Raw genomic sequence first — 25,405 nt, forward strand, 5'->3', positions numbered from 1 at the left:
ATTAGAACAACACCCTAGTTCAGCCACTTTCGCAATTACTAGGGTGTTTTTTACGTATTCATCTAATCTATTTAACATAAACCTTCCATTATTGGCAATACTATGTGCATCCACTGAAGGAGAAAAACTATGTTTAATTTATTTAAGAGTAAAAATAATGATAAGGAAAGTTTAGATAAGATATTAAATAAATCTTATGACTATAAATGCCTGGAGTTTTTTAACAACAAAACAAAGGTCCGTTTTTCATTAACTTTTGTATCCACACTTGTGAATGAAAATACTCTCCAAGAAAGCATTCTCCCCTATTTATTGGAAGAGGAATTTAGACATTTAGAAGATATTAAGGAAATTGTCCCGCTTGCAGATGTAAGTATTTCAGAGGATATGGCCGAAATCGAGAAAAAGCTCTTCAATGGATATATCTTATTAAAGATAAGTGGTAAAGAAAATCAGTTTTGCTTTTTCGGAGCAAAGAAGGAAATAGGGCGAAATGTTAGTCTCCCCGAAGTAGAATTCAGTGTCATTGGACCTAAGGAAGCATTTGTTGAATCACTTGATCAAAATTTAAATTTAATAAGAAAAAGAATTCCAGTTAAGGAACTTGTTATCGAGGAACTAATCGTCGGATCTCTCTCAAGATCAAAAGTAGCCATTTTGTATATAGACGGCATTACGAATCAAGAGAATGTAAATACCGTTAGGCAGAGACTTAAGGATATTGAATTTGATGAAATTACCGACAGCTCCTATATCGTCCAAATAATTTCAGATAATCATAATTCACCATTTCCACAACTTCTTGATACGGAAAGACCAGACCGAATAGCCGCTATCCTGACTGAAGGAAAAGTCGCAATCCTAGTCGATGGTTCACCACATGCTTTAATAACACCAACGACACTCGTAGAATTTTTTAGTTCATTTGAAGATTATTATATCAACTGGATTACAGCTTCTTTTTTTCGTTTAGTACGACTGTTTGCTGTCATGTTTTCTGTCTTAGTTACACCTGTTTATGTAGCCACTCTAAGCTATCATTATGAGTTAATTCCTCAAGACTTATTAGGTACATTGGTCGCCTCAAGAAGAGCGATTCCCTTTCCTCCTATCTTGGAGGCACTATTCCTTGAACTGACCATTGAACTTTTAAGAGAAGCCGGCGCCAGGCTGCCAACTAAGGTTGGCCAAACAATCGGTATCGTAGGAGGAATTGTTATCGGAACCGCGAGCGTTGAGGCAGGTCTAACAAGTAATATTTTATTAATTTTCGTTGCTTTAGCAGCCCTTGCTTCCTTTACAACACCTGTTTACAGAATAGGTAATACCATTCGGTTGCTCAGGTTTCCCTTTTTATTTTTTGCAGAATTGTGGGGGTTATTAGGGATCGTGATCTCCTTTTGTTTCTTACTAGGCCATCTTCTTCGTCTTACTTCTCTTGGAAGACCCTACCTTGAACCATTGTACCCTCCAAGGAGACAAGATTTAAAGGATGCTTTTATTCGGTTGTCATTTGATAAACAAAGAAAACGGCCATTTCTATTACAAACAGAGCAGCCCTACCGCTTCCCAGCTAAAACAAAAAAGGATAAGAAAGATATAGAAGAATAGAGGTAACAGATTATGAACTCCATGGTCCCAGAGAACAAAAAAATATCACCTTTTCTCCTATTTTTTCTTATCCACGACATGCAGGCCGGTGTGGGTCTCCTTGGTTTTCAAAGAATTATTGCAAAGTCTGCCGGTTATGATGCATGGATATCCATTCTGATCACAGCTTTAGTCATTCATATTCTAATGTGGATGATGTTTAAAATGCTTCATATTGCAAATGGTGATATGGTATCCATTCATACATTTATCCTTGGAAAAAAAGTTGGAAAGATGATTTGTTCCATTTTTATCTTATACTTCATGTTATTAACCATAACGGTCCTGCGAAATTATATTGAGATTGTTCAAGTATGGATGTTTCAAGAATTAAACACCTTTTGGTTTGCGGTAGTACTCCTAATCCTATCTATCTATATTGTAAGTGGCGGCTTTCGATCGATAACCGGGATTGCTTATTTTTCAGTGATTTTACCATTCTATATATTTGTATTGTTCTTTATCATTTTTCCATTTTCAGACTTTACCAATTTACTTCCGATTCTTGATCACTCACCAAAAGAACTGCTACTTGGCAGCCGTGATATGACATTGACGATCTTAGGATTTGAAACGATATTATTCTTTTATCCATTTATTCAAAGACCAGAAAAGGCAAAAAAATGGGCACATTTGGGAGTTTTATATACCACATTAATCTGCTTATACTTAGCCATCGTCACCTTCGCCTATTTTTCAGAGGGTCAATTGCAAAAAAACGTATGGCCCACCTTAACCATGTGGAAAATAATTAAATTACCCTTTGTTGAACGTTTTGAATACATCGGAATTGCAAACTGGTGTTTAATTATTTTACCAAATTTATGTATGTGTTTATGGTGTGCCAGCCGTCTTGGCAAGGTGATTTTTTCGATACGACAAAGGTCATCAGTTTGGGGGATTGGATTTCTGTGTTTAGTTATAACTAGTTTTATTTCAACCAGGGATCAGATTAACTTTCTAACAGATATAACAGCAAAGATAGGGCTCTATTTTAACTTAATTTACATTCCTTTATTATTTGTAGGGACGCTCATAGCAAAGAAGGTGAGAACGCGTGAACAGGATTCTTAAAATAATTTGCTGTATTTTTCTAATCGGCATCTCAATCGGATGTGTTAGGAAAGAGGTACTTGATGATATTAATCTAATTGAAGGAATCGGCTTTGACAGCGCTGAAAAAGGTTATATTATGGGTACAGTCTTAGTTCCTGTCTATCTGCCGGATCAGGCACCTAAAAACAATACCTTCTCCGCAAAAGCCAAGATAAAAAAGGATATTCTCCAAGATATTCAAAGGCAAGCAGCCGACCCGATTGTTACAGGGAGTCTTGAGATTGTGCTATTTAGTAAGAGTTTAGCAGAGAAGGATGGTATTCTCGCATTAATCGATGCCTTTCAAAGGGATCCCGGTGTTGGCTCAGGCCTCAATATAGCCGTCGTCGATGGCGAAGCACATGATCTACTTAAAGGTCAGTACGGGATTCGAGGGAATGCAACCTATATTTCAAAATTACTGGAGCATAATATGAAGGCAGATGATCTCCCGAAATCAAATCTTCAGTTATTTCTTTCGGATTTTTATCAAAAAGGAGAATCACCTTATATTCCACAACTTAAAAAAATTGCTTCTAACAAATTGGAAATAAACGGATTATCTCTTTTTAATCAAGGGAAAATGGTTGATTTCATTCCCGCAGAGAAAATGTTTTTTTTCAAACTACTCGTCGACAAATACAGTCAAGGGATGCACGAAGTAAAAATTGACAGTGGGAAAGCATCGATTAGGAGTATTCGATCCAGCCACAATTTCGAACTAACAAAAAGAGATCCGTATGAAATCACAATCCATTTAAAAATAAATGGAATTATTGAAGAATTTACTGGCCAGGACATTACCCCGAAGGTGGTTCGTCAATTAGCAAAACAATTTGAAGAAGATACGAGTAAGGAAGGCTTAAAATTAATACAAAGATTTAGAGATAAGAGTATCGACCCAGTTGGGCTCGGGCACTTTATTAAAACACAAACTAGAAATTTTGATTATCAAAATTGGAAAGAAAATCAATATCAAAAACTTGTCGTAAAAATAAAACCAGAAATAAAAATTACTGAATCAGGTGTCATTCAATAGGATCTCATTCCAGCACAAAGAAGGCAACATCACTACTAAAATAGTGAGATTGCCTTCTTTGTTTATTATTAAATTGCATGAATAAAGCTATAAGCTTCCTCCAGGGTATTTACAAAGGTCCCTTTGAAATTAATTTCTTTTACACATGCATCCACCTGAACTTTTGATTCAAAAGAGGTTGGATTGATTATCACAATTTTTTTAAAATTTGCCGCAGAATAAAGCCGTAAAACAAATTTCAAATCACCTAGAAGATGATGATCCACTGCTTCTTGCCCATTCCCATCAACAATTAATGTATACCGAGGTGGATCAATTGTATTAACAGCTGTTTGAAACTCACTCATGTATCCCAGTGCATCTTCCTCATTAAAAGTACCACTAACTTTTACATACAAAATGTTATTTTCTTTATCTATCCGAATGACATACATTTTCCCCAAGGTCATTATCCTCCAAAAGTCACCCTACTTTAGAACTACATCACTATCAAATATCATACTACATATTTAAATAATTTCCACGAAAATTATTAACTGATCAAAACGATAGATTATTCAAACAAATAGGGAGGAATCTCTCTTTAGGAGAGACTTTGATAAACAACCACTCTATTTTTACCATCGGCTTTTGCTTTGTATAAAGCTAAATCAGATTGCTTAAGTAACTCTTGCACATAATCACCTTGTTTTGGAAGGATTGTCGAGATGCCAACGCTGATTGTTACTACCGGCATAACCTTAGAGTTTTCATGAGGAATAGCTATTGCTTGAATAGACTTTCTTAAGGAATCCGCCACTTTAAATGCACCATACTGAGAGGTTTCAGGTAAGAGCACGACAAATTCTTCCCCACCATAACGGGCGATGATCCCAGATTGTTGCATTAAAATGGACTGTCCTGTCTTAGCTACCATCTTTAAACATTCGTCTCCTTGTTGGTGCCCATATGTATCGTTGTATTTTTTAAAATAATCAATATCAAATAAGATCAAGGAAATGGGTGTGGAATTTTCTACTGCCTGAGTCCATTCTTTTTCTACTGTTTGGTCAAAATAACGACGATTAGGAATTTGTGTAAGGCTATCGTAGTTCGAGAGATTTTCTAATAAACGATTCTTTTCTTTCAATTCCTCTTGAAACTTTTTTCGTTCCGTGATATCTCTTGAAATACAAATGATTTCATCACGTTTTTCTTTTGTTTCCCTCATTTTTTTAATAGCCGTTTCAAGCCAAATGTAATTTCCACTTTTTTGTTTCATCCTATACCTTACAGTTAATTCATTTGATGAACGAATCACATCAAAAAATGCATTTTGAACCGATGGAAAATCATCTGGATGGATAAGTAGATTTGGAAATTTCCCCACTAACTCCTCTGCTTCGTATTGTAGTATGCTTTTGCAAGAAGGTGATAGGTAAAGGTACTTTCCCCAAAAAGAATGGATGGAAATTAAGTCTGTAGAGTTTTCAGCGATTTCCCGAAATCGGGCAAGATATCGGCTATTTTCATTTAATCTTTTTATGAAATCAACCACAAAATAAGTAAAAAATCCAGCTATTAACGAGATTGGCCAATAATAAACAAATACAATGATTGCATCCTTAGAATCGTTTACTAAAAGATAGATGAATAGGGATAGAAAAGCCACACCAAAAGCATTCATATAAACTTGTTTTTGTAAATTTGATATTTTCTTACTGGCAATGTATGTATAAACGAGACCAATGATTATGCAAAGGATAGCACCTATCATGGACGTAGTACTAATACCGTAAATGGTTAAGCGGCCAATACCAATAATCACAGCAGATAGAAGGGCAGATACACTCCCACCATAAAGTGCTGCAAGAAGAATGGCTAAATACCGTAAATCCACTATCACATCATTACTTACGCGAATGGCATTGGCTAATAATAAAACACCTAAAAGCCCTGATATTACTCCAATCCAATATTTACTTTTAAGAGTTAATATCTGCTTTTGCGATTTATTATCAAAGTATATTCCCCCAATAACTAAAAATACTGTTGTAAGTGTAAGATTATTCAAAAGTTCAATAAACATGATGTATATTATCCCCTCATCCAAAAGTATCCTTCTCTACTATAGAGAGCATACAAACCCATAATGATTATTTTATCCAATTTTACTGAATATATATTTTGAATTTTTCAATCCAGAAATAAACGAAGGCATATCTAGAAAAACAATGCTTGAAATAGGATTAAGAAAAGGTTTAGAACAAGGAGAATTTACTATTCTTTATCAACCGCAAATCGATATAAAGAAAGGCAGATTAATTGGGATAGAAACCCTCAATTGAGAGAGTTTATGAATATACAAAAATTAATAAATGTTTCCAGTAAAAATATTATTAAAAGAAACACCCCCACTTAACAGTATATAAGTGGGGATTCTTTATATAGAAATTAAACTGTCATTTTCCAGCTTGATAATGTTAACCAGTTTTCTTTTGCCTTATAATCAGGCATTATTTTTCCAACAAGCCGCCAAAAGGAGCGATCGTGATTCAAATGAACCATATGGCACATTTCGTGAACTACTACATAGTCAATGACCTCACGTGGTGCCATTGCCAGTCTCCAATTAAACGTTAGCTGTTGTTTTGAGTCACAGGTTCCCCATGTCGTTTTGCTATCCGAGATCCTAATAGAACGTGGCTTTGTTTTGAAATTCCTTTGATAGGAGGAGATGCTCTTCTCCACTAAAGCCTTACACCGCTGATAATAAAATCGTTTTAAGGCTTGTTTGATTTTCTCATCATCCATTTGTTTCACAAAAATATAAAGTCTTTCTTCTTCAAACACGACATGATCCTGTTCAAGAGTTTTGTCATGAATAATCTGTATCGGGTAGGCATTCCCTAAATAAAGAAAGTTCTCACCATGTTCATAGATCTTTTTTTGTGGACCGCGCGATCGATTCTGTATTTCTTGTAATTTTTCTTGAATAAGGTCCCATTTATCCTCCATTAACTGAATCACTCTCGTATCAGGTGTTCCTTTCGGAGCCTGGACTTCAATATTTCCATAGCTATCAATCGATATTCCAATGGAGGAACGGTTTTTGTACTTTATCTCAAAACGAATGGTTTTACCTGAATAGGTATGTATCATGGTTTATCCCCTGTATTTAATCGCTAATCCCTTTAAGAAGTTTCGCGCGAATTTATCGCCGCATTCTTTATAATTTTTATGACCCTCTTTTCTTAATAAAGCACCGAGCTCTCCTTTTGTTACGGTGATTCCTGCTTTGTCAAAAATATCGAGCATCTCCTCAGTTGTTAATGCCAGTGCAATCTTCACTTTTTTTAACAGGAGATTATTGATGTTTGTGCTTATCTTTGAGGTCTGTTCAGGCGTTTCAGGCTGTCCGGGTTTCGGCTCTTGTTTCCCTCTTTTATAAATAATAAGGCCGTTCAAAAAAGAATCGAACATACTGTTATTACATTTAATTTGCTCGTCCACTTCCTCATCCGTTTTTGCGAGAATCTTAACTACCTCTGGCACGGATACGTCCACACCGCCAAGCTTAAAAATCTCTGCCACTTCTTTATTTTTCAATTCCAGTGCATATCTTAATCGAATTAATATATCGTTATTTTCCATACTGAGTCCTCCGTTTTATAAAACTAGTGCCTGTCACCTTATAGTAACAGGCACTCTTATTATTATCTACATTTGTTCATTCTTAGCAACTTTTTCTACACGATTCCGTTTTTTAATCGGCGTGATTTCGAGGAAAAAGGCGCACCTTAAATTGGTACGCCTTCCTTCTTAAAATTCTTACATATTAATTTGCTACAGTATTTCTTCTTCTAACGAAGAATAGTATACTACCAACTAAAACAAATACAAATCCTGCAAGTAACAAGTTAAAGCTGTTTGTTGCTGTGTTCGGAAGCTCCGGATTTGCTTGAACTGGGACCTGAGTAGAATCTGGTTGAGCTTCAAATACACCATAGGTACTGAAGTGATCAGTATAGGCTGTTACTTCACCATTACTGTATTCTCCACCAATCACTTCCCATTTACTATCCTTTTCATTCCAATAATAAACTTTTACATTTTTAGGATTTTTAATTTGCTTTGGATCCACTTTGAAAGTAAGTTTAACTTTTTCATTGAACTTATGATACTCTTTACCATCTGCTTCAATTGTAAAGTCATAAACACCTAGAGAACCTTTTACTGCCATTTTCTTCACAATAATATCAACATTTTCTTCAAGTGGCAGGATAGAAGCAGGAATTTGTACATCAACATTTCCATTTCTTACTACGACTGAAGCACCCGCAGCTTTCAAATCTTGAATTTGTGCTTTTGTAAGTTCTACAGTTGCATTTGTTTTATTATCAACCGCTACAACTACGTTTGCTTTTTTCTCAAGATTCTTAAGTGCACTTTCACTAACTGAATATTTGTTACCTTTTTTAGTTACTACTGGTTTAACTTCTTTTGGTGTTTCAGGTTTAACTGGATCTTTACCTTGGCCTGGGTTTTCACCTTGGCCTGGGTTTTCACCTTGGCCTGGGTTTTCACCTGGTACTTGAGGTACTTCAGTAACGTCAATAATACGGCCTTCAACTTTTGTTGGAATTCCGTTGCTTCCTAGGCTTACTAAATGATCACGGAAGTTTTCCCAATCAGAAAGTCCTAAGTCAGTTACACGGCCCTCAGCATAAGCTTTAGCAAACATATCATAGCCGTCTCCACCTTTTGCAGTAAAGGCGTTTGTAGCAATTGTGTACTTCACTGTGTCTTGAACTTCTACATACTTACCAGCTTCATTTAAATAAGATACAGATACAATACGTTGTTTAGCTGGTTTCGTTTTGTCATATACCACTTTACCACCGGCAACGTGTAAGAATCCGCCATTTTCTAATGGATATTGACCTAAAGAAACTTCAAATGCTGCTTTTAGCTCAGCACCTGTTACTTCCATGGTTGCAAGTGTGTTATTAAACGGAAGTACTGTGATAACTTCACCAACTGTAATTGGTCCAGCTGGGATTGCAGCACGAATTCCTCCACCGTTTTGTAATGCCATAATGACATTTTTCTTCGTAAATGATCTTGCTTTCTTAAGCATTCCATCAGTAATTAAGTTTCCTAGAATTGTTTCATTTTTACGTACACTTGGTTTAGTATTATCGCCACTAGTACGTGGTGCTTCTAATGCATTTGTTGTTGATACACCAATTTCCTTATTAGAAACCTCATTCACTTTGTCTTGGTATGGTTTTAATACTTGAACTGCTTCAGGGTCTGCAGCAATTTTAGAATCAATTGCAATTAGTTTACCATTATGGCTGGTAACAACACCCTTTTCGTCAAACTCAACATTTACAACACCAAGGTTGCTGTTTGAGTTACCAGTTTGAACAATTACAGTAGGTGTTGTGTCCTTAGCAACAACTGTTGGTTTAGTTAATGCTGTATGGGTATGTCCACCAACGATTACGTCAATACCTTCTACGTGCTCAGCTAGTAATAAATCATTATCATAAGCAGCACTATCGTCATATCCAATATGAGTCAATGCAACGATGCGTTTCACGCCTTGAGCTTCTAGGGCAGCTACTGCCTTTTTAGCACTTTCGATATATTTTTTAAATGCGACAGAACCAACACTTGAAATATCTTTCGTTTCTTCAGTTGTTAAACCGAAGATACCAACTTTTTCACCATTAACTTCTTTAATGATTCCGTTGTAGATCTTACCATTTTCATATTCTGTTACAATGGAATCATTTTGTAAACCTGCAAACTTAGCATCTTGAGAGAAGTCAACGTTTGCACTCAAGAATGGGAATTTAGCTGCCTTAACAAAGTCAACCAACTTCTGATGTCCTTGTGCCGAAGATCCCAGGTCAAATTCATGGTTACCAAATGTCATGGCATCAAACTTCATTAAATTCATTAATTTTAAGTCTGCTTCACCTTGGAATTCATTGAAGAACAATGTCCCACTAAATGCATCTCCAGCGTGTAGCAGAAGTGATCCAGGAACTGTCCCTCTTAAGTCTTTAAGAGCTGTTACAGTTCTAGGCATATTTTCTAATGCAGCATGTGTATCATTCGTGTGAATGATTGATAAATCAGGGAAATCGATTTGTAATAATAATGGATCATGGTCAGATGCTCGTCCTTGTGCTTCAGTGAAGTTCGCATTGATATGAACCATGTCAATTTTTGTATTACCTACTAGATTGTTTGTAACCAATGCATGGTCTAATACTTGATTGTTTCCTCCGAAGAAGTAAGAGAAACGATCTTCTGTTGGAACCTGCTCAATCATGCTTGTTAACTCTTTGCCTTTTAGTGCTGTAAGAGCTGGTGTGAACTCAAAATCATTCATATCTCCAGCAACAATAACGTTAAGGTTAGGGTTCTTAGTAAGACCGTCTTTAATGAATTTATTGATTTCTGTTGCTAATTCTATACGTTGTTTTTCTGAGCTCAATACTGGAGGTTGATTTGCTCCCCATAGAGATTGGTCTCCACCTTTAGAGTTTAAGTGTGTTCCAATAACTACTAGACGTTGTCCTTGGAACTCAAACTCTGCAGCTAATGGCTTACGTGTACCAGAGAATTTCTCAGGATTAATGACACCTGGGTTCAATGTTAAGTTACCCGCCTCAGTCCAAGAGTTAGCTTTATTAGCTTCTCCTTTTGTGCCTTCAACTAGAGATACACGTTCTGGATTGTAGATATATCCAACACGAATATTACCGCCAGGTGCGCCGCCGCCTTTATTGTTTTCTGGGGTAACATCAGTCCATTTGTAAGTTGGACCGCCTGCTGCTTTAATGGCGCTAATTAAGCGATTATAGCTTTCGGTCGCATCCGCATTACCAGAATCTGTTTCACCATCATTATCCTGAACTTCTATAAGGGTAATGATGTCAGGAGTTTTCATATCATTTACAAATGATTTAGCGATTTTTTCTACCTTTTCATTAGGTGTATTCGTCGGATTATTTGAGAAGTTTTCAATATTATATGATGCTACTGTTAATTTTTCTTTGTCAAATTCAATAAACGTTTTTTCTGGTGTAATAGTTGACTTAATGAGATTAGGCAGTTTTGTCTTATCTGCTGCAATTTGGTAGCCTGTGCTTGCATATGTGACAACACCAATTACATCGCCATCAAACTTATCGCCAGTTCCGTAGGTATCTCCAGCGTTATCCAGCATAATTTTTTCTGGGTTATAATCATCTGCCGCAATATTTAAACCACCCATTTTGTTAAATGTGTTGTTTGTTGTACCTGGAACAACAAGTGGAATATCTTTTGAATATGGAGGTCCAACAACAACTGGTTTTGGTAATGAAACTCGCATATATTCAACAGATTCCCAGAAGTCTATTCCATCTTCTGCCGGTTCATACTTAGTCATATTGTCATTATCAATCACTTTAGTTGGAGGAATGATGTCTTTACCTACAACAAGTGGTGCTGGTAAAGTTACTTTTTCTGTTCCAACCTTTTTAACTGTAGTTGCAATAATTTTAGTTAAAGAAAGGTCTGCTCCACTACCGGTTTCAGTTACTTTTCCATCAACAGTTACCTTATCGCCTACGGTTACACCGTGACCGGATTTTGAAACCTCAACTGCTTCAGAAGTTGCAGGATCATTATCAAAAGTATCAACATCTTGAATAACAAAGCTGCTACTACCAAATACATGAGTTACAACACCTTCAATACCCGCAACAGATGCACCATTGTAATCAGATACATGGCTTTTACCTTGGATGTCATGGATTTTAACGCCTGTTGTATTTAGAATTTTATAAGTAAAGCTAAATACTTCACTTGTTTTTCCATCGTTAACAGCAACCGCTTTAATCGTTGTTTCGCCTTCTTTAGTTAATACAATTGGCTCAACATATTTAGCGCTTTCAATTGTTGGTATAGTACCGTCTACTGTGTAATAGATTTCTCCACCTGTGCCAGATTTCAATTCGATCTTAGCACCAGGAGCTACAACACCTTGCTCAGTAGTTGAATATACAGCGGGTTTGTTAACTAGGTCAAAACTATCTAGTCCAGTTGTTTTTAGATGAAAACCAGTATCATCAACAGAACCGATACCAGTTATATGAACCAGTTCGCCTACTTTGTAATATTTGATTAAATCATCATAAGTCGCGCCAGCACGATTATCTTGGATAACTTTAACTTTTTGACCGGTAGCTAAAGTTCCTTCAATAGTAGCAGTTCCGTAGCTATCCTTAGTCATTGAATCAATTGTTACTCTTTCAAGCTTTAACAACTCACCTTGTGTATCATTACCAATTACAGTAACTATCTGTGGTGCAGGTAGAGCATTCCCTCTAGAAACGACTGTAACATCTGTTGGTACAAGCTGAAGTTGTGACTTGTAGGTTGCTAATTTACCAGTTATTTTTACTTTATCACCTTTGGTTACGCTTGCAGTACTTCTATAAACAAACATACCGCCTGTATTATCCTGCAGGTATAACTCGTCTGCTCCAAAAAGACCTGAATTAGTTGTGGCAATACCTTCGATTGCTACATCTTCACCAACCGCTTTTGCACGTGCCTCACCAATATTTATTACTGGTACTTCTGGTGTAGGCTGTGCTGGAGTTTCTTCACCAATTGTGTGTTTGCCAAGATCTGTTGCGTTATTAATAGGAGTAGCTATTACTTTCCATTCAACAAGACGCTCAAATGCGTCAGTGATATTGGTATCACCTGTAGTAATAGTACCTTTTCTAATTAAATTGACATCAGCTAATACGTTTGCTATTGAACCAACTTGGCCAATTGAATCAACAACTACGTCTGTATCTTTCTTTCTAAGAACAACTTGGTCATTACCATTAAAATTAATAACTGTTTTGTCTAACTTATCTGCTTGGGCTTTGATTTCAGCATTTGCATCAGGATGAGCAAGTACATATACATCACCACTAGCAAGTTTGCTATCTAAATTCAAAGTGAAGCTAGCTGTTTTTGTGCCTTCTGTTGCAGTGCTAGAATTGTTGTAAAGTTCAAGTTTATAGCCAGTAAGATCAATTTCTTGACCAGTACCATTATAAAGCTCAATCGCTTTATTAAAGCTATTACCTTCAATATACTCAGAAATAATCAAATCTTTAGCCACTAAAGCGCTTTCAGCCTGGGCATTAATATTACCAACAGGTGACAATAAACTTAAGAGCAAAGCAGAAGTGGTGACTATACTAAAACTCTTTTTATGCTTTCTTTTCATGTTTCTCCTCCTTTTAGACTTCATAAAAATCTCATTAGTTGTATTACTGTAATTTCAGCACAGGAAATTACAACTTTTAGGGGAATTTGCTGTTTGAACGTTTTATGACAGATGACAAAATTCATACACCCTGATCGGTACATATGATTCGACAATAAACTGCATTATTCTAAAAGACTTCTCTAAATCTATAAGTCTAGGTATATTTGATTAAGTCACTTCCTTTTTGGAATAAGTAGTGATATGTAGCGTTGTATCAATAAAAGAGCCAGCAAACTCGTCCCAAGCAACATTATATAACTGTATTATTCTACTAACAAGCTAATATTTATTTCATTAAAAAAATTGTCGATTTTGTCAATAGACCAAAAAGCCTATTTTTTTAGTAAATGAATAATAATAATTAATAGCATTTCGACAAAATACAAGGTTTTTCTTTCAATTTCTTGTTTCTCAAAGCGGAGAAAAGAAAAAAACGCAAAATCGCAATTGTTATTCTAATATAATAAAAATAGCCCCATCCGATTGGATAGAGCTTCATCAATTTATTTTAATGCAATCATCGCGACAGCTTCAACATGTGCTGTCTGAGGAAACATGTCCACTGGCTGAATGTATTTGACTTCGAATTTAGAACTTAAGGTTTGTATGTCTTTTGCTAATGTTGATGGGTTACAGGAAACGTAAATCAGTTTTTCTGGCTTTACTTGCAAAATGGTTTGTAGAAGCTGCTGATCAAGCCCTGTTCTTGGTGGATCAACTACAATAACATCTGGCTTCCAGCCTTTTTTTACCCATTTTGGCAGGATCTCCTCTGCCTTACCAGGTACATATTTCGTATTGGTGAATCCATGACGCTTTGCATTTTTCTTGGCATCGTCAATTGATTCTGGGATTACATCCATCCCGCGAACTTCAGCAGCCTGGTCTGCCAGCCAAAGTCCAATTGTCCCAACCCCACAATAGGCATCGACGATTTTCTCTGATCCAGTTAGAGCTGCTGCTTTTTTGACCTCATTATACAGCTTAACGGTTTGAATCGGATTTAGCTGAAAAAAAGTACGGGCCGACAATTCAAATTGCAAATCCCCTAATGTTTCCTGAATAAATTCTTCCCCAGCAAGCGATACTGTTTCTTCTCCAAAAATCAGCGACGTTTTTTGGCCATTGATATTTTGCATAATCGATTTCACATTAGGCAATCGTTTTTGAATTTCGCTAATGATCTGATCGCTTTTCGGCAAGTCTTTTTGAGCAGTAATTAACACGACTTGCATTTCTCCTGATTGTACGCCAACACGAGTTACAATCGTACGAACAATGCCTTTGCGGCTTTTTTCATTATAAATGGGAATATTTAAACTCTCGAGAATTCCTTTTACCGTATTAACTGCTTCTGTTGTTTGCGAGTGCTGAACAGCACAATGTTCAATGTTAATCAACTGGTGAGAGTTTAACTCATATAATCCCGCGAGGACCTGACCATCCTTCGCTTTTACTTGAAAGCTGCTCTTATTGCGGTAACCCCACGGGTCTTCCATGCCAATTGTTTCACGAATATCTAATTTCTCGATATCTAACTTTGTATGTCGTTCTAGAGATTGGATAACGATATCACGTTTTTCTTTTAATTGCTGCTCATATTTTAGATGCTGAAGCTGGCATCCGCCACATTGCTCATACACGGGACAAGGCGGCTGAACACGGTGTGGTGATTTAATTCTGATCTTTTTAATTTTCGCTTCAGCAAATTTTGGGTTAATTTTGGTTGCTTCAACCACGACCTCTTCACCAGGAAGAGCGCCCGGGACAAATACGACCTGCTTTTTAAAATAACCGACACCTTCTCCGTTAATCCCTAGTCTTTTAATCGTTAACGGGAATGTCTGGTTTAATTTGATTTTAACAGCTTGCTCCGTTTTCATTTCGTTCACTCCAAATTATTCAATACTTCTCCAATATCAGCATTGGAAGTCATTTTCCCCGTATTATAGCATGATTCATAGGGAAAAGCCGAATTCCACAGAGAATTCGGCTTAGTTTTGCTTGGGATAATCGTCAAGACTTTTGAATTTATATCCTCTTTTTTTCAAATCTTTAATGACTTTTTCTAAAGCATCCGCATTATCCTTAGATACCGTATGTAGAAGCATTATACAACCCGGATGGATTTGCTTCATGATGTTGTTATATGAATACTGCCATCCTCTTTGATTATTCACATTCCAATCCACAAAAGCCAGCGACCAAAATACATGGGTATACCCCTCTTCCTTGGCAATCTCCATCGTTCGCTCACTGAAAACTCCTCTTGGCGGACGCAAATACTTCATTTTCTTTTGACCCGTGAGCTCTTTCGTTTTATCCTTTATTTTCCGCAGCTCCTCACGAATTCTAGCATCACTAATTTGCGTCATATCGGGATGATGCCAAGAATGATTTCCAATGATATGTCCTTCATCGACCATTCTCTTTGCAAGTTCAGGTTGTGATAATAAATAATGTCCTGTAACGAAAAAAGTGGCCGGTACTTTTTCTTTTTTTAGAACATCAAGGACTTTCCCTGTATATCCCTGCTCGTAGCCATTATCAAAGGTAAGATAAATTGTCTTTGAATCCGGGCTTCCTTTATAAAATGACCCATATTTTTCCAACAACTCATCGTACTCTTCCCCTGCCTCTGGTGGCACTTCATTTACTGCCTTTTTAAACCCCCAATGAATGGGCTTATTGGATACCGCATAACCATACTGTGGGGCCATCAGCAGCAGCAAACTAAGGATGCACAATATTTTCTTCATCCATGTTCCCCCTATTTTTGTTTTTATTATTGTTTGATTTCATAGGGAAAACATAACTGGAAAAATTATGGCTGAAAATAAATACGACCCCGCTTTTCTCCAGTATGAGGGAAATTTAATTGGGATAATAAATAGGTTGTTGCCCTTGATGATGGGATTTGGAGGAAATTTCGCAGTTCAGGGTTGGAGAAATTGGGCTTCATTAATAAGAAATAATCATTGATTGCTTTAATATGAGCATCTTGGGAAACAAACTTACACGATGGGCATATCCATTTTCCGATGGTAAATCATAGGGAGAAACAAGCAATTTGGACAATGGACGCCTGAAAAAATATCGGATTGCTTTATATGAAACATTTGTAGGATGTCCTTTTTCAATGGAGTGTGATCTTTTAAAAGGAGACTGCCTATTTTCTCTATGGATTGCTTATGGGGGGCAATTTTAATTGTTTCCATTTCCTCAATCTTTCTAAGCAGATCATGCACCTTACATATCTTTGCTCTTGCTTCGGGATAGTCTGTGCTTATTTTAACTTCAGTATGAGATTTTGTAATCACAACTAAATATTCAATTCGTATTTGTGGAAAGTGGTATTGATCTAGCCAGTATCTTAATTGAATTTTATGACGTTCGGCTTGAGAAAATGGATTTTCGTAAACTTCTCTAGATCCCAAATATTCTTGAATCATTTGATCTTTTTGAATATGTAAGGTGCCAGAGTGATTTTTACCATCAAGGAAAAGTATGCTTTTGGGGGATAAAAGAATTGCATCAATTTGGAAGAATGTATATGCAAGTGGAAGCCTGATATCATGAAGGATTTGATACTTTTGAGGTGGTATTTGACTTAAGTAGTATTGGATTGTCTTTTCACCATTATATCCAGATCTTAAAGATTTGATCATTGATTTTAAACTTGGCATTGACTCATGCTGAGGAATAATTCGTCTCTCTAAAGCTTCAGCCTTGAGTAATTGTTCGGGAATAACTAGATCTTTTAGAAACATAAAATACCTCCCTTTTCATTTTAAATAATATTCAATACAATTGTTATGATTCCTACCCAAATTCAGTGAGTTTTTTGTCCAAATTATTAAATTTAAGAACTTTTTCCCCAAAACAACTTCTACTTACTACAGAGTATAGGGTTCTTACAACAAATTAACACTCCCTCACTAAATTTTTTGGATAATACTGGCTCCCTAACCTAACTTACTACAAAATAATAACCTCTTACTACAAATCCAGTCCTACTTACAACAAATTAACACTCCCTCACTACAATTTTTGGATAATATTGGCTCCCTAACCTAACTTACTACAAAATAATAACCTCTTACTACAAATCCACTCCTACTCACAACAAATTAACATTCCCTCACTACATTTTTTGGATAATACTGGATACCTAATCTAACTTACTCCAAAATACTATCCTCTTACTACAAATCCAGTCCTACTTACAACAAATTAACATTCCTTCACTACATTTTTTGGATAATAATGGATACCCAACCTAACTTACTACAAATTCAACCCCAATTACTACAAACGAACGCTCCCTCATTACACTTTTAGGATAATATATCCAAAAACACAAAAAAAGGATAGACACAAACCCGTGTCTACCCTCAATATTCCATCTTTATTTAAAAACCGGTTCTTTAAACTGTGCTAATTTCTCTAATGATGATTTGTCCACATCAGCATGCAAGCTGTTTCCGTGTGAGTCCATTGTGACGACGGCAGTGAAGCCTTCGACGCGGAGGTGCCACATTGCTTCTGGAATACCAAATTGCATGAGGTCTACTCCCTCTACAGATTTGATACAGTCTGCATAATACTGGGCTGCACCACCGATGGCATTCAAATAAACGCCACCGTGTTCTGCTAAAGCTGCCAATGTCCTTGGTCCCATTCCGCCTTTCCCAATAACCGCACGGATTCCGAATTTCTTCATAATATCGCCTTGATAAGGCTCTTCACGAATACTCGTAGTAGGTCCTGCCGCTTTTACATGCCACTCACCTGCTTCATCCTTAAGCATGACCGGTCCACAGTGATAAATCACCTGGCCATTTAAATCAACTGGAGAATCATGATCCGATAAATATTTATGGATCGCGTCACGGCCGGTGTACATCATTCCATTAATCCGTACCACGTCTCCGACCTTTAATTCACGAATTTGCTCTTCGGTAATTGGTGCTTGAAGGGTTATCACGTCTTCTGCACTCGCAGCTGCCGTTTCTTTTTCTGCTTCTGTTTGGGCAAAATCAATGAAGTCACCTTCCTGATACATCCATTCATTGATTTCACCGCTAACTGGATCAACTGCTACACCCATCCGACGGAAAGCCCAACAGTTGTAGGCAACTGATACATAAAAGCTTGCAGGAATACGATTCATCACACCGACTTTACAACCAAGTAATGTTGCTTCGCCACCAAAGCCCATCGTGCCGATTCCTAATTTGTTAGCATTTTCCAATACGTACTCTTCCAGCTTGTGAAGGTCTTCGTTTGGATTTACGTCATCAAGAGAGCGGAATAACTGTTCTTTTGCTAAATCATATCCAGATGAACGGTCACCACCAATTCCAACACCGATAAAACCAGCGCTGCAGCCTTGTCCTTGTGCTTGGTAAACCGAATGCATAATACATTTTCGAATACCATCTAGGTCTCGTCCAGCCCGGCCAAGTCCTTCTAGTTCACATGGCAGACTGTATTGTATGTTTTTATTTTCACAACCGCCGCCCTTTAATATTAAGCGGACATCAATATAATCCTTTTCCCATTGGTCAAATTTAATGACTGGCAATCCTACCCCAAGATTGTCGCCACTATTATCACCGGTTAAAGAATCGACTGAGTTCGGACGCAACTTTCCTTCTTTTGTTGCCATAACGATTGCGTTCTTGATAGCTTCTTTTATCTCTAATTGGTTAACACCAACAGGAGTTTTGATTTTAAAGGTTGGTAAGCCTGTATCCTGACAGATAGGCGATACTTGCTCATCTGCCATTTTAATATTATTGGTGATTGTAGCAAGGCTCATTGCCGCACGTGTTCCGGCGCTCTCCTTTTCCTTAGCCGCTTTAACCGCACGACGGACGTCCTTTGGAAGCTTTGTAGAAGTTTCAACAACCAGCTTGTACATGCTTTCTTGAAATTTCTCGATATTCACAATTAAGTTCCCCTTTCCCCTTGTCCCATGCCTAATCTATTTAAAAATTACAATTATTTGACGACTTTATTATACTCCTATAATCACAGTTTTTAAAGTGTAAGCTTTTCCAAAAAAAAGAGCCTGTTACTAAACAGACTCGGGAACTTCACGATTGTTGAATTCTTTACATTTTGATTCGATATCATCAATCATTCGGATTAAGTTGTCAATATCGTCAAGATCCGCATCCTCCGGATCAATTGCATCTAGTACATCTAGAAACATATTTAATCGACTCTTTAAAAAAGTAACTTGTGAATTTTTATCATGTGTTGGACTTCCCAAAATAACCATCTCCTTTCATATTACGTTTTCATCCTATCGAATGCTGCGATCAATGGCAACTTTTTTTAGTAAAAAGACTCCTGCCAGCTTTGGAGGAGTCTTACAAATTAAGATCACCTTGGACGTTCAGATGCTGCAAATCCAAAGGAAACATGATCTTGAACCGGAATCCATGCACCTATTCCTTGAGAAGTAACGTTTTTAATCACGATTAGCTTTTTATTCCCTTTTAGCATTAAATAGACTTCGCCATAGGTAACTTTTCCTTTTTCATTTACAGCTGGCGCGTAAGCGTATAAATATCCTAAACGATTGACTGGAATATTGTAGACATGGTCATTTTTCGTGCCAGCCCCAATAATAGTATCAAAAGAGAGCGGAAGATGAGTCTTTTCCATCGCTTTTAACAGCATCATCTTTTTTACATCCTCAGCATTCGGAATTTTTGCTGTTAACCCGCCGCGGACAATTTTTTGGGCTTCCTGAACATACTTAATCTGATAAGGGACTTTTCCACCGCGATTATCATAATAATTCGTATTGATTTTTTGATATTCCCAGTTTGGAGAGGTCTCCGTTGATTCGTAATTTAATGGCCATTGCCCTAAATAAACAATGGCACGATACCCTAGTGCAAAAGGGGTACTATTCACACTGGATTCATTGAGCATCCGAATCAGATCGGGATTTTCAATTTTCACCTTGGAAGAATCAATTAACTTCTTTGTTAGATCACTTGGCTGCAAGGTCGGTAAATCTTGAGTTGAGTTCGGATACGTATTTTCCTTTGTAATATTACGAACAGACGGCGGTACCTGGTATTTAACCGGCTCTGTTTTGACCACTTCCTTTTCAACCGCTTTTTCAGCAGATGCTGTAGGCAAATAAATCAGCATGAAAAGCAGTGGTAGAAGAACAAGGATAAGTTTTTTCACTAAGTAAAACTCCTTTCAAAAAATAGCAGATATTAGTCTGCTCATAGTTTTTTCGGAGTTGAAAAGTTTTATCCATTGTCGCAAATAATTTCAATCAAAAATAATAATCTGAACATTTACAAAATTCTAACTATGATGTATAATGTAATTAACTTAATAAAAGGAGGGCAGTAATCAATCGAACCATATACCATTAAGGAGGTAGGGATTCCACTCGAATATGAAATTCAACACTCGTGTTTTACTATCATAATTAAACATGAAGGTTGGTGATGGATGGACCCAAATGTAAGCGATTGATTTTTTCCCGAATTTGAATACTACATGATTTTAGAAAGGTTTTACCCTTACATTGAAAATGGAATCAATAAAAAAATGAGACTCTGAGCTATTTTAGCTCAGAGTCTTTATATTGAACTTGTTTTGCCAAGGGCCAGATCTAGCCTCATCCGCTACTTGTTCTACAGTAGGAAAAATCCGATGCCCATAATAAAGTAAGCAGCCAGTAAGGTTAGACCTTCAAACCAGTTCGATTCCCCGTCGTTAGAGATTACAACCATCAGAAGTACGGAGGTTACCATCGAGATTAATTCTGGCATCGTGAACACTAGTGGCATTGTTTTTTCAAAGAAAAGAGAAATGAGAACTAGGACAGGCGCAACAAACATCGCAATTTGCAATGTCGATCCAATCGCAATCTCTACTGCTATGTCCATCTTATTTTTAAACGCCATAACAATAGCAGAAGCATGTTCGGCAGCATTACCGACAATAGCGACGATAATGACCCCGATAAATAGTTCTGTCCAGCCAAAGGATTCCGCAACATATTCAAATGTATGGACTAAGTTTTCCGAAACATAGGCTACAGCTAATGTTGCAACCAAAAGGACACCAATTGCCTTCCCTTTTCCCCATTCTGGTTCTTCTTCATGATGTTGTGCCTCATTCTCACTTTGATAAACCCCTCGGTGGGTTACCAATTTAAAAAATAGTGCCGCAAGATAAAGTAAAATTAAAATAACCGATATTCCTATACTGAGTGATAATGTTTTCGTCTCATTCATATCCATCGAGAAAACTTCTGGGACAACAAAAGCAACGATAACAGCGAACATCAGCAAGCCTGAATTATGTCTGGCATCATGAACATTAAAGGTTTGACGCTTGAACTTTAATCCCCCGACAAAAAACGATAGACCAGCAACAAGCAAAAGGTTACCAAGTACTGAACCGGTTAACGAGGCGAGGACCACTCCAACTAATCCAGCCTTTAAAGCAAAGATTGAGATAATTAATTCAACCGCGTTTCCAAAGGTTGCATTTAACAACCCGCCAATCCGCGGGCCTGCAACGACGGCAAGACTTTCGGTTGCTCTCCCCATGTAACTGGCTAAAGCTATAATGGTAAGACAGTAAATCACGAACAGAACCATGCTAGGCCAGTGCATGAGAGTTCCTATGACTGAAAGTGGTACGCCAATAAATGTCATTAGCATAAATATTTTCCCCACTATTTTCCCTCCTAAAAGAATAATAAGTAAAATTTACATATATAGATAAATTTACCACAACAATGAGGTTACACTATTTTTCCACTTAGTAAAAGTGTAATCAAGATTTTACTTGCCAATTCATCGTTATCTCGGGTACCATCATTTAGAAGCTAGACAGACTTTCAAAATAACTTCATTTGATTAAAAACGGGGATACGTATATGAATAAAGACCATTTTCGATTTTGGATATTAGTAGGGATTGTTGCCATATCAGGTTTTTCCCAAGGAATGCTCTTGCCGCTAATTGCCGTCATTTTTGAAAATAGCGGGGTTTCTTCCTTTTTAAACGGTTTAAATGCTACCGCACTTTATATTGGAATCCTGCTTGTGTCACCATTTATGGAAATGCCTTTAAGAAAATATGGATATAAACCGGTCATTGTTTTTGGCGGGGCACTAGTTGTAGCTGCACTTGCATTATTTCCATTATGGAAATCATTTTGGTTTTGGTTTTGTCTGCGGCTTCTCATTGGTATTGGCGATCATTCCCTCCATTTTGCGACACAAACCTGGATTACTTCCTCCTCTCCGAAAGAAAAAAGAGGACGGAATATTTCTTTATATGGATTATTTTTCGGAATTGGCTTTGCTGCCGGGCCATTAATGACGCCATTAGTTAATGTCTATGAAGCCCTGCCCTTTATCATTTCTTCTATTCTTTGTCTCGTAGGCTGGTTATTTGTATTCACACTTAAGAATGATTTTCCAGAACAAGAAGTAGGAATGAATTCTTTTATCAACACAATCAAACGTTTCGGTCATGCTATGAAATATGGATGGGTTGCCTTCCTGCCTCCCTTCTGTTATGGATTCCTAGAGTCTTCCTTAAACGGGAGCTTTCCCGTCTATGCTTTAAGGATGGATATCGATGTATCCAGTGTTTCACTCGTTTTAACGGCATTTGCTATTGGAACGATCATCACCCAGCTACCCTTAGGCGTTCTTAGTGACCAATACGGTCGGAGAAATATTTTGGTGATTGTCCTCCTGCTAGGATTTATCGGCTTTACTTCTGCAAGTATTTTCGAGCAATCCAAGGTCGGTCTTCTCATATCTTTTCTTTTTTCAGGGATGGTTGTTGGGTCAACTTTTTCTTTAGGGATTAGTTACATGACAGACTTAGTCCCGAAGAACCTTTTACCGACTGGAAATTTATTGTGCGGAATCTTTTTTAGTCTTGGAAGCTTGAGCGGACCGATTATTGGCGGACTATTCATTCAATATTTTCAAGGTATTAGCTTCTTTTATATTATTAGTACCATGCTGCTGATCTTATCAATTACTATTTTTATCTTTGGAAAAAGAAACTACTCATTGGTTGAACAACAAAATTCATAATGTTTATTTTATGGAGCATTTTCATATCTTAGGCATAGTTTATATGATAAAATGAAATTAATTAAATAGCTTGTTTGTTAGAAATTTTGCTGTCATCAATCCGATGACAGCTTTCGTGTTTTTTAGGGGTAATGACTTTGATTATTTTTCTCAATTAGACAGAAAAAGTTTAGCACTTGCTTACAAGTGTAGACAGTTGAATCCATGCTAAAAAGAAAAAAAGGGGGAGAAGAGAAATGAGTTCTGAAGCAAAGAGGCTGATAAAAGGACTGCCAAAGGTTAGTTTGTTTGAAAAAATGAAACCGCATCTCGAATTGATTGCCGCTGGTTTAAGCGGAGTGTTGATTGCCGCTGGTTGGATTTTAGATTCGCTAGATGATCGTCCTGCTTCGATTATTGCGTATTTATTGGCTTTTATCATTGGGGGATTTGCAAAAGCCAAAGAAGGTATTGAAGCAACCTATGAAAATAAGGAATTAAACGTGGAAATGTTGATGATTTTTGCTGCGATAGGGTCAGCCATTATTGGCTACTGGACAGAAGGGGCAATCCTCATTTTCATTTTTGCGGTAAGTGGCGCATTAGAGACCTATACAATGAATAAAAGTCACAAAGAGATATCATCATTAATGAAACTACAGCCTGAGGAAGCTTTGCTAATTAATAGTGGAATCGAAAGACGGGTTGCTGTTTCCGAATTAAAGATTGGTGATGAAATTCTTATTAAGCCAGGAGAACGGGTTCCAGCTGATGGGGTCATCATTCATGGGCAAACAAATATCGACGAAGCTGCAATAACAGGAGAGTCTATCCCTGTTTCAAAAGGAATCCAGGCAGAAGTGTTTGCAGGCACGGTTAATTTAACTGGAGCCGTTACCGTTCAAACAACAAAAGCAAGTAGTGAGACGCTTTTTCAAAAAATTATTGAGCTGGTTCAATCCGCACAGAGTGAAAAATCGCCTTCTCAGCTTTTTATTGAACGCTTTGAAGGTTCTTATGTAAAAATCGTTCTAGCTGTTGTCCTGCTGATGATGGTCCTTCCCCATTTTTTACTTGGCTGGACATGGCAGGAGTCGTTTTACCGGGCAATGATATTACTGGTTGTGGCTTCACCATGCGCACTCGTAGCCTCCATCATGCCAGCAACCTTATCAGCTATTTCTAATGGGGCAAAACGCGGTATTTTAGTAAAAGGCGGCGTTCATTTAGAAAATCTTAGTCATTTAAAGGCAATTGCCTTTGACAAAACAGGAACACTCACGAAAGGAAAGCCCGAAGTAACCGAAGTGACAATGATAGAAGGACTCAATAAAGATGAAATATTATGGAAAGTAGCATCGATTGAAAATCATTCGAATCATCCTCTTGCTCAAGCGATTGTTAAGCATGTGAAGTCCCAGATTAACCAGGATCTCCTCCATCCCCAAAACGTTGAGGATGTTTCAGGATGGGGCGTGAAAGCTGAAATGAACGGAGAAAGCTGGAAAATAGGAAAAGCGGATTTTGTAGGTAAGGAAGCAGCTCTTTCTTTTGCGGAAGGCAAAGTAGTGGATTTAGCTAACCAAGGAAATACACTTGTATTTATCCAAATCAATGAGGTCCTCTCTGGTTTCATTGCGTTAAAGGATGTTGTCAGAGAAGAAACAAAGCATGCCATTGAACACCTCAAAAAACAGGGCATTTATACCATCATGCTTACTGGTGATAGTGAAAAAACAGCCAAAGTCATAGCAACAGAATGTCAAGTTGACCAGTTTATCGCTGAATGCTTGCCCGAAGATAAAGTAGCCGAGCTAAAACAATTGAAAACAAGTTATAAAACAATTGCCATGGTTGGTGACGGGATAAATGATGCCCCAGCCTTAGCCATCGCGAATGTGGGAATAGCGATGGGAGAAGGTAGCGATGTTGCCCTTGAAACCGCAGATGTGGTGCTAATGAAAAATGATTTGCCACGGATTGCGGAAGCGATAAACCTATCTAAAAGAATGAATCAAATTATTAAGCAAAATGTTATCTTCTCCATTACTGTCATTATGTTGTTAATCTCATCTAATTTCTTTCAATTACTTGATTTACCATTTGGTGTCATTGGGCATGAGGGTAGTACCATTTTAGTTATCCTAAATAGCTTAAGACTTCTTAAAAAATAAATGAAAACCGGACTCCTAATATAAGAGTCCGGTTTTTC

Annotated in this window: 17 protein-coding genes; 5 read left to right on the forward strand and 12 right to left on the reverse strand. The window is 37.2% G+C overall.

Annotated features, from left to right (window positions below):
• Positions 1 to 129: 129 nt before the first annotated feature.
• The 3 genes from ACWM35_RS16085 to ACWM35_RS16095 are packed head-to-tail and all read left to right on the forward strand — an operon-like array spanning position 130 to position 3,784.
• The gene (locus ACWM35_RS16085; RefSeq protein ID WP_454819817.1) at positions 130 to 1,611 is read left to right on the forward strand and encodes a spore germination protein; all 1,482 of its coding nucleotides are present in this window, start codon (positions 130 to 132) and stop codon (positions 1,609 to 1,611) included.
• A 12-nt stretch (positions 1,612 to 1,623) separates the two neighbouring features.
• The gene (locus ACWM35_RS16090) at positions 1,624 to 2,724 is read left to right on the forward strand and encodes a GerAB/ArcD/ProY family transporter (protein ID WP_454819818.1); all 1,101 of its coding nucleotides are present in this window, start codon (positions 1,624 to 1,626) and stop codon (positions 2,722 to 2,724) included.
• The gene (locus tag ACWM35_RS16095; protein ID WP_454819819.1) at positions 2,708 to 3,784 is read left to right on the forward strand and encodes a Ger(x)C family spore germination protein; all 1,077 of its coding nucleotides are present in this window, start codon (positions 2,708 to 2,710) and stop codon (positions 3,782 to 3,784) included. Before ACWM35_RS16090 ends, ACWM35_RS16095 begins: the two co-directional genes overlap by 17 nt.
• Positions 3,785 to 3,852: 68 nt before the next feature.
• On the opposite strand, the gene ACWM35_RS16100 is transcribed toward ACWM35_RS16095, so the two are convergent.
• The 12 genes from ACWM35_RS16100 to cax all read right to left on the reverse strand — a co-directional run bounded on the left by ACWM35_RS16100 (position 3,853) and on the right by cax (position 21,835).
• The gene (locus tag ACWM35_RS16100; RefSeq protein ID WP_454819820.1) at positions 3,853 to 4,227 is read right to left on the reverse strand and encodes a hypothetical protein; all 375 of its coding nucleotides are present in this window, start codon (positions 4,225 to 4,227) and stop codon (positions 3,853 to 3,855) included.
• A 140-nt stretch (positions 4,228 to 4,367) separates the two neighbouring features.
• Positions 4,368 to 5,852 carry a diguanylate cyclase domain-containing protein gene (locus ACWM35_RS16105; protein ID WP_454819821.1) on the reverse strand — a complete coding sequence of 495 codons (1,485 nt, stop codon included), beginning with the start codon at positions 5,850 to 5,852 and terminating at the stop codon, positions 4,368 to 4,370.
• A 365-nt stretch (positions 5,853 to 6,217) separates the two neighbouring features.
• The gene (locus ACWM35_RS16110) at positions 6,218 to 6,925 is read right to left on the reverse strand and encodes a M48 family metallopeptidase (protein WP_454819822.1); all 708 of its coding nucleotides are present in this window, start codon (positions 6,923 to 6,925) and stop codon (positions 6,218 to 6,220) included.
• A gap of 3 nt (positions 6,926 to 6,928) precedes the next feature.
• Positions 6,929 to 7,417, reverse strand: a complete 489-nt coding sequence (locus ACWM35_RS16115) for a DUF1456 family protein (protein WP_454819823.1) — start codon at positions 7,415 to 7,417, stop codon at positions 6,929 to 6,931.
• Positions 7,418 to 7,601: 184 nt separating this feature from the next.
• Entirely contained in the window at positions 7,602 to 13,061 is a 5,460-nt protein-coding gene (locus ACWM35_RS16120; protein ID WP_454819824.1) for a 5'-nucleotidase C-terminal domain-containing protein, read from the reverse strand.
• A 545-nt stretch (positions 13,062 to 13,606) separates the two neighbouring features.
• A complete protein-coding gene (gene rlmD / locus ACWM35_RS16125; protein WP_454819825.1) occupies positions 13,607 to 14,986 on the reverse strand; it encodes a 23S rRNA (uracil(1939)-C(5))-methyltransferase RlmD in 1,380 nt (459 codons plus the stop codon).
• Between the two features lie 111 nt (positions 14,987 to 15,097).
• Positions 15,098 to 15,862, reverse strand: coding sequence for a delta-lactam-biosynthetic de-N-acetylase (pdaA, locus tag ACWM35_RS16130; RefSeq protein WP_454819826.1), 765 nt, complete (start codon positions 15,860 to 15,862; stop codon positions 15,098 to 15,100).
• A gap of 255 nt (positions 15,863 to 16,117) precedes the next feature.
• Positions 16,118 to 16,873 (reverse strand): nuclease-related domain-containing protein, encoded by a 756-nt coding sequence (locus ACWM35_RS16135; protein WP_454819827.1) that lies wholly within the window; start codon positions 16,871 to 16,873, stop codon positions 16,118 to 16,120.
• Between the two features lie 638 nt (positions 16,874 to 17,511).
• Complete coding sequence (locus ACWM35_RS16140) at positions 17,512 to 19,056, reverse strand: fumarate hydratase (protein WP_454819828.1); 1,545 nt, start codon at positions 19,054 to 19,056, stop codon at positions 17,512 to 17,514.
• A gap of 129 nt (positions 19,057 to 19,185) precedes the next feature.
• Complete coding sequence (locus tag ACWM35_RS16145) at positions 19,186 to 19,383, reverse strand: SE1561 family protein (RefSeq protein WP_454819829.1); 198 nt, start codon at positions 19,381 to 19,383, stop codon at positions 19,186 to 19,188.
• A gap of 113 nt (positions 19,384 to 19,496) precedes the next feature.
• Complete coding sequence (locus ACWM35_RS16150) at positions 19,497 to 20,279, reverse strand: YfkD family protein (protein WP_454820083.1); 783 nt, start codon at positions 20,277 to 20,279, stop codon at positions 19,497 to 19,499.
• A 500-nt stretch (positions 20,280 to 20,779) separates the two neighbouring features.
• Positions 20,780 to 21,835: a calcium/proton exchanger gene (gene cax, locus ACWM35_RS16155; protein WP_454820084.1), complete on the reverse strand. Its 1,056-nt coding sequence runs from the start codon at positions 21,833 to 21,835 to the stop codon at positions 20,780 to 20,782.
• A 200-nt stretch (positions 21,836 to 22,035) separates the two neighbouring features.
• On the opposite strand from cax, the gene ACWM35_RS16160 reads away from it, so the two are divergent.
• The gene (locus tag ACWM35_RS16160; protein ID WP_454819830.1) at positions 22,036 to 23,214 is read left to right on the forward strand and encodes an MFS transporter; all 1,179 of its coding nucleotides are present in this window, start codon (positions 22,036 to 22,038) and stop codon (positions 23,212 to 23,214) included.
• Between the two features lie 236 nt (positions 23,215 to 23,450).
• Positions 23,451 to 25,367, forward strand: a complete 1,917-nt coding sequence (locus ACWM35_RS16165) for a heavy metal translocating P-type ATPase (RefSeq protein WP_454819831.1) — start codon at positions 23,451 to 23,453, stop codon at positions 25,365 to 25,367.
• The last annotated feature ends 38 nt before the right edge of the window (positions 25,368 to 25,405 follow it).

This window comes from Neobacillus sp. K501 (genome assembly GCF_053749995.1).